Genomic DNA, 6,102 nt, shown 5'->3' on the forward strand with positions numbered 1-6,102 from the left:
AGACGATCCGGGATGCCACGGCCTTCCGTGTAAGAAGCGGGTTTCAGTAACCGACGGTGAAACGCTCGCGCGTGTGCTTCGGGTTCTCGATCTCGTCGAGGACCGCGACCGCGAAGTCGGCGCCGCCGATGAAGGAGTTGCCGTCGCCGTCGACGACGAGGACGTCGCCGCCGTCGCGGTACGCGCCCGTCCGCTCGCCCGGAGCCCACGAGCCGAAGCCGCCCGCGGGGTGGATGTAGAACCAGTTGCGACCCGTGTCGTCGGCCTGGAGGTCTTCGAGGATGCCGATGGCCTCCCGCGCCTCGGGCTTGTACTCCTCGGCGAAGCCGTCGGTGTCGATCAGTCGCGGGCCGCCCTCGGCGACGAGCGAGCCACCGGCGCCGCCGACGACACCCACCCGGACGTTCTCGGGAAGAGCCGCGACGAGCTCGGCGATCGCGGGACGGAGCTTGCCCTCCATGTCGCCGCGCGGGGCCACGGCGGACACGACCACGTCGACACCCTCGAGCTGGGCGACCAGGCCGGGGACGTCGAGGACCGTGCCCTCGAGGTAGGTCACGCCCTCCACGCGCTCGGTCGGGACCGACCGGGCGATCGAGACGGCGGTGTGTCCGCGGCGGGCGGCCTCGGCGACGATGTGGCTACCGGCATAGCCGGTTCCTCCGATCACGGCGATACGGGTCATCAGCGTTCCTTCCTCGACGGGATCAGTGCGCGGCGCGAAGCGTCGACACCTGGTACAGAGCCACGGATGCCGCGATACCGGCGTTCAGCGACTCGGTTGCGGCGGAGATCGGGATCGACACGACCTGGTCGCAGGTCTCGGTCACGAGGCGCGAGAGGCCCTTGCCCTCGGAGCCCACGACGATGACGACGGGACGATCCGCGAGCTCGAGCGCGGGCAGCGAGACCTCGCCGTCACCGGCGAGACCGAGCACGAACACGCCCTGCTTCTTGAACTCCTTCAGCGTCGCGGTGAGGTTGGCCGCGAGGGCCACCGGGATGCGCGCCGCGGCTCCGGCGCTGGTCTTCCAGGCTGCGGAGTTGACGCTCGCCGAACGGCGCTGCGGAAGGATGAGCCCCTGGCCACCGAAGGCGCCGGTCGAGCGGATGATCGCCCCGAGGTTGCGCGGGTCGGTGACGCCGTCGAGCGCGACGAGCAGCGGGACCTCGCCGCGGTCGATGATCTCTTCGAGCAGGTCCTGCGGGTGCGCGTACGTGTACGGCGGCACCTTCAGGGCGACACCCTGGTGGACGCCGTCGAAGCCGGCCATCCGGTCGAGCTCGGGGCGCGTGACCTCCAGGACCGGGATGCCGCGGTTCGTCGCGATCGACAGCATCTCTTTCACGCGGTCGTCCATCTCGACGCGCTGCGCGATGTAGAAGGCCGTGGCGGGGATCTTCGCGCGCAGAGCCTCGAGCACGGAGTTGCGGCCGGTGACGGTCTCGGTGTCGTCGGACGCCTTGGGGCTCTTCCGGTTCGCGTTGCCGCCGACGCCGCGGACGGCGGGCTTGCCCTTGCCGCCGGCGGCGGCGTAGCGCTCCTGGGCGGCCTTGCGCTTGCCTGCGGGGTGCCACGCGCGGTCTTCGGCCTTGGGGGTGGGACCCCGACCCTCGAGCGCCTTGCGGGAGTGCCCGCCGGTGCCCTTCAGGGGGCCCTTCTTCTTGCCGGGGTTGCGTGCGCCCGGGCGTCCTGGCTTAGCCATCGATACTCCAGTGGGTTCCGGCTGGAGTGTCCTCCAGCGTGATTCCTGCGGCGGCGATCGCGTCACGGATGCGATCCGCGGCCGCCCAATCCTTGTCCGCGCGCGCTTGCGCGCGCTGCGCGATCATCGTCTGGACGAGGGCGTCCAGAGCGGCGGTCTCCGCTCCCCCGCCGGTGCCACCCCACTGAAAAGAGTGAGGGTTGATCCCCAGGACGAGCGTCATCTGCATGACGTCCATGACATCCTGCTTCGCCTCATCGTACTTGCCGGCGTCGAGCAGCGCATTTCCCGCCCGGATGCTGGTGTGGATCGCCGCCAGCGCGCGGGGCACCGAGAGGTCGTCGTCCATGGCCTCGGAGAACTCCGCGGGCAGCCCCTCCTTCGCCTCGGGCCACCCGGGCGCGACGACACGTCGGGCCCGGTCGAGGAACGTCCGGATCCGGCCGAGGGCTGCCTCGGCCTCGGCCCATGATGCGTCGCTCAGATCGAGGTTGGAGCGGTAGTGCGCCGCGGCGAGCGCGTATCGCACCACGAGCGGGTCGTGCGCGTCGAGCACGTCGGCCGCGAGCGTGAAGTTGCCGAGCGACTTCGACATCTTCTGCCCGTCGACGGTCACGAGACCGTTGTGCACCCAATAGCGCGCGAACGCATCGCCGGCTGCGGTCGACTGGGCGATCTCGTTCTCGTGATGGGGGAAGCGCAGATCGAGTCCGCCGCCGTGGATGTCGAACTCGGGGCCGAGGTACCGGCGCGACATCGCCGAGCACTCGATGTGCCAGCCCGGCCGGCCCGCGCCCCACGGCGAGGCCCACGTCGCCGACGCGGGCTCGCCGGGCTTCGCGCCCTTCCACAGGGCGAAGTCGTGCGGGTCGCGCTTTCCGCGAGGGTCGGCGTCGGACGCGGGCTCCATGGCATCCAGGCTCTGACGCGTGAGCTCCCCGTAGGCGGGCCAGGACCGGACGTCGAAGTACACGTCACCCTCGGCGGGGTATGCGTGACCGCGCTCGATGAGCTCCGCGATCAGTTCCTGCATCTGCGTGACCGACGCGGTCGCGCGCGGCTCGTAGGTCGGCGGGAGGATGCCGATAGCGGCGTACGCGCGGGAGAACTCGAGCTCCATCCGATACGCGAGCGCCCACCACGGCTCGGTGTCGGTGGCATTCGCGAGCACCTTGTCGTCGATGTCGGTGACGTTGCGGACGAAAGTCACCCGGCCGAAGCGATGAGCGAGCCAGCGGCGCAGCAGATCGAAGGCGAGGGCGGCGCGCACGTGCCCGATGTGCGGACCCGACTGGACGGTCGGTCCGCAGACGTAGACGGTGACATTCGACGGGTCGAGAGGCGTGAAGTCACGCAGGGCCTGAGCCTTCGTGTCGTAGAGCCGAACAGTCACCGCCCCAGCCTACCGGCCGCCTCCGACGGCGACCCGAGCCCGAAACACGGCGACGCTAGTCTCGATCCGTGCAGCTCGACATCCGCCTCGACGACCTCTCCGGCGCACCGACACGGGAGCTGGTCACAGCCCACGTCGCCGGGATGCTGGCGAACACTCCAGCCGAGAGCTGCCACGCCCTGGACGCCGACGCGCTCATGGGCAAAGGAGCCCTGCTGTGGTCGGCATGGGCCGACGGAGAACTCGCCGGCATCGGCGCCCTGTCGCCGTTCGGCGCCGACCAGGGAGAACTGAAGTCCATGCGCGTGACGGAGGCGTTCCTCGGGAAGGGAATCGGCCGCGCGATTCTGCGCCACATCGTGGACGAGGCGCGGGCACGTGGCATCCGGAGCCTGTGGCTCGAGACGGGCAGCGGTGACGACTTCGCTGCGGCCCGCGGTCTCTACGCCAGCGAGGGCTTCGTCGAGTGCGCGCCGTTCGGGGCGTACGTGCCCGACCCGCTGTCGACCTTCATGACGCGCGAGATCTAGCGCGGAAGCACCAGCGCGATCGCGAAGGCGGCGACTCCCTCGGTGCGTCCGGTGAAGCCGAGCCCGTCGGTGGTGGTGGCGCTGACCGAGACCGGCGCACCGCGGAGCGCCCGCGAGAGCGCCTGTTCGGCCTCGACCCGACGCGCGGCGAAACGCGGGCGGTTGGCCTGCACCTGGACGGAGACGTTCCCGACGCGCCAGCCGGCCGCTTCGATCAGACCCACCGTGTGCGAGAGGAAGGCCTCGGCGTGCGCCCCCGAGAACTCCGGTCGATCCGTGCCGAAGTGGGTGCCGATGTCACCGAGGCCCGCAGCCGACAGCAGCGCATCGACGATGGCGTGAGCGACCGCGTCTCCGTCGGAGTGCCCGGACAGCGCTTGCTCGCCGTGCCACTCGAGACCCGCGAGCCAGAGCGTTCCCTCACCGCCGAAGCCGTGGACATCGGTTCCGATACCGATGCGCGGCGCCGCCAGGGGTCGCGGCGCGACGAGACCTCGCGCGCGTTCGAGATCGGGGGCGGTGGTGATCTTGAAGGAGTCGGCGTGGCCCGCGACCGTCATGACGTGGTGTCCGGCAGCTGCGACGAGGGCGGCGTCGTCGGTGTGGTCGGCGTCGGCGGCCGCGACCGCCGCCTCGAGCACGTCGCGTCGGAATCCCTGCGGGGTCTGCGCGGCGGCGAGTTCGGAACGATCCACCGCGGCGAGAATCACCCCGTTCTCATCGACGCGCTTGATCGTGTCGACGACAGGGACGGCCGGGATGACGGCGGGCGCGCCTCCCCGAAGCGCGTCGATCACCCGCTCGAATACCGAGACCGGGGTCAGCGCGCGCGCTGCGTCGTGCACGAGCACGAGCTCGATGTCCGCGTCGAGCGCCGAGAGGCCGGCGGCCACGGATTCCTGCCGGGTGCGACCGCCGACGACGATGCGGACGGCGTCGCCACGATCGCCGGACACGGCCTGCGCGTCGGCGCGGGCGGCATCCCGAAATCCCTCTGGCACGACCAGCACGACCTGAGCCTGCGGCGCCGCCAGAACCCCCCGGAGGGAATGACGCAGGATCGAGTCGCCGTCGAGAGGGACAAAGGCCTTCGGCGCTCCGCCCTGCAGACGGGTGCCGGAGCCGGCGGCGACGACGATGACCGCGAGACGCGGGGAAGGCGAGGGGATCACTCCCCTACGCTAGCGCGGGCATCGCCCGCCGCTCGGAAAGAACGACGGGCGATGGGGCGTCTCAGGAGGCGAGGACCTCGTCGAGGACGACGCTCGCGCGGTCTTCGTCGGTCTTCTCGGCCAGAGCCAGCTCCGACACGAGGATCTGGCGAGCCTTCGCCAGCATGCGCTTCTCGCCCGCGGAGAGCCCGCGGTCCTGGTCGCGGCGCCACAGGTCGCGGACGACCTCGCTCACCTTGATGACGTCACCCGAGGCCAGCTTCTCGAGGTTCGCCTTGTAACGGCGAGACCAGTTGGTGGGCTCTTCGGTGAACGGTGCGCGCAGCACGTCGAAGACGCGATCGAGACCCTCTTTACCGATGACGTCGCGAACGCCGACGAGGTCGACGTTGTCAGCCGGGACCTCGATCACGAGGTCGCCTTGCGTGACGTTCAGCTTCAGATACTTCTTCGTCTCGCCCTTGATGACGCGTTCTTTGACCTCGATGATCGTGGCCGCGCCATGGTGCGGGTAAACGACGGTCTCGCCAACCTCAAAAAGCATGGAGTTATGTCCTTTCGGCAACATCCAGGATACCACAGGCACTCATACGCTAAGGTTCCGCCCTCCCGACGCACCTTCCCCTCACGCGCGCCTCTCGCGCGCGAACGCGGTGGTGAGGCGCGCGCCGAGCCGACCGCGGTGCGCCGACCCCGTAGGATGAGGGTGTGCCGTCTGTCGTCCTGGGAGGATCCGTGAAATCGCGCCTGATCGCGTCCATCGCCGTAGGTGCCGCCGTCGTGCTGGGCACGACGGGTTGCAACATCCTTGCGCCCCAGGCGACGACGATCGACTACTCCGCCTCTGACGGAATCAACGTCCCCGCCGCTTCCGGCCCCCTGGACGTCCGCAACGTCCTCATCGTCGCCGACGAGAGCGGCGAGGTCGGCAACGTCGTCGCCGCGATCGTCAACTCCACGACCGAGCCGCAGACGCTGCGCCTCGAGGTCGGCGAGGGCTCCTCGGCCGTCCGCGCCTCGGTCAAGGTCCCCGCCAGCAGCACCCTGAGCCTGGGCGACCTCACGAATGACGTGGAGCCGCTCCGTCTCGACGGCATCGACGCCGTTCCCGGTTCGACCGTCCCGGTGTACTTCCAGTCCGGCGACGGCGAAGGGGCGCTCATGCAGGTCCCCGTCCTCGACGGCGCACTGCAGTACCTGAAGACCCTCGCGCCCACCCCGCAGGCCACCGTCTGGAACACCCCGACGCCAAGCGCGACGCCCAGCGCGACCCCGAGCCCCACGCCGTCCTCCTGACGGAA

Annotated in this window: 7 protein-coding genes; 2 read left to right on the plus strand and 5 right to left on the minus strand. The window is 70.2% G+C overall.

What is annotated here, in order from left to right:
• Positions 1-43: 43 nt before the first annotated feature.
• From P2P98_RS01000 to cysS, 3 genes are read right to left on the minus strand one after another with little or no spacing between them, the layout of a single operon-like run.
• Complete coding sequence (locus tag P2P98_RS01000; RefSeq protein ID WP_275796335.1) at positions 44-685, minus strand: NAD(P)H-binding protein; 642 nt, start codon at positions 683-685, stop codon at positions 44-46.
• 22 nt (positions 686-707) lie between these two features.
• Complete coding sequence (gene rlmB, locus P2P98_RS01005) at positions 708-1,706, minus strand: 23S rRNA (guanosine(2251)-2'-O)-methyltransferase RlmB (RefSeq protein ID WP_275796336.1); 999 nt, start codon at positions 1,704-1,706, stop codon at positions 708-710.
• Positions 1,699-3,099 carry a cysteine--tRNA ligase gene (cysS, locus tag P2P98_RS01010; RefSeq protein ID WP_275796337.1) on the minus strand — a complete coding sequence of 467 codons (1,401 nt, stop codon included), beginning with the start codon at positions 3,097-3,099 and terminating at the stop codon, positions 1,699-1,701. Before cysS ends, rlmB begins: the two co-directional genes overlap by 8 nt.
• A gap of 68 nt (positions 3,100-3,167) precedes the next feature.
• Between cysS and P2P98_RS01015 the strand changes: the two genes are divergently transcribed.
• Positions 3,168-3,629, plus strand: coding sequence for a GNAT family N-acetyltransferase (locus P2P98_RS01015; RefSeq protein ID WP_275796338.1), 462 nt, complete (start codon positions 3,168-3,170; stop codon positions 3,627-3,629).
• Here P2P98_RS01015 and ispD read toward each other — a convergent pair.
• A complete protein-coding gene (gene ispD, locus P2P98_RS01020; RefSeq protein ID WP_275796339.1) occupies positions 3,626-4,801 on the minus strand; it encodes a 2-C-methyl-D-erythritol 4-phosphate cytidylyltransferase in 1,176 nt (391 codons plus the stop codon). The two genes, P2P98_RS01015 and ispD, sit on opposite strands and share 4 nt — an antisense overlap.
• A 61-nt stretch (positions 4,802-4,862) precedes the next feature.
• Positions 4,863-5,345, minus strand: coding sequence for a CarD family transcriptional regulator (locus tag P2P98_RS01025; protein ID WP_013585821.1), 483 nt, complete (start codon positions 5,343-5,345; stop codon positions 4,863-4,865).
• A gap of 191 nt (positions 5,346-5,536) precedes the next feature.
• Here P2P98_RS01025 and P2P98_RS01030 point away from each other — a divergent pair, with 191 nt between their 5' ends.
• On the plus strand, positions 5,537-6,097 hold the full coding sequence (locus P2P98_RS01030) for a DNA modification methylase (RefSeq protein WP_275796340.1): 561 nt from the start codon (positions 5,537-5,539) through the stop codon (positions 6,095-6,097).
• Positions 6,098-6,102: the final 5 nt, after the last annotated feature.

The sequence above is a fragment of the Microbacterium sp. Kw_RZR3 genome (assembly GCF_029222405.1).
Taxonomy (GTDB): Bacteria; Actinomycetota; Actinomycetes; order Actinomycetales; family Microbacteriaceae; genus Microbacterium.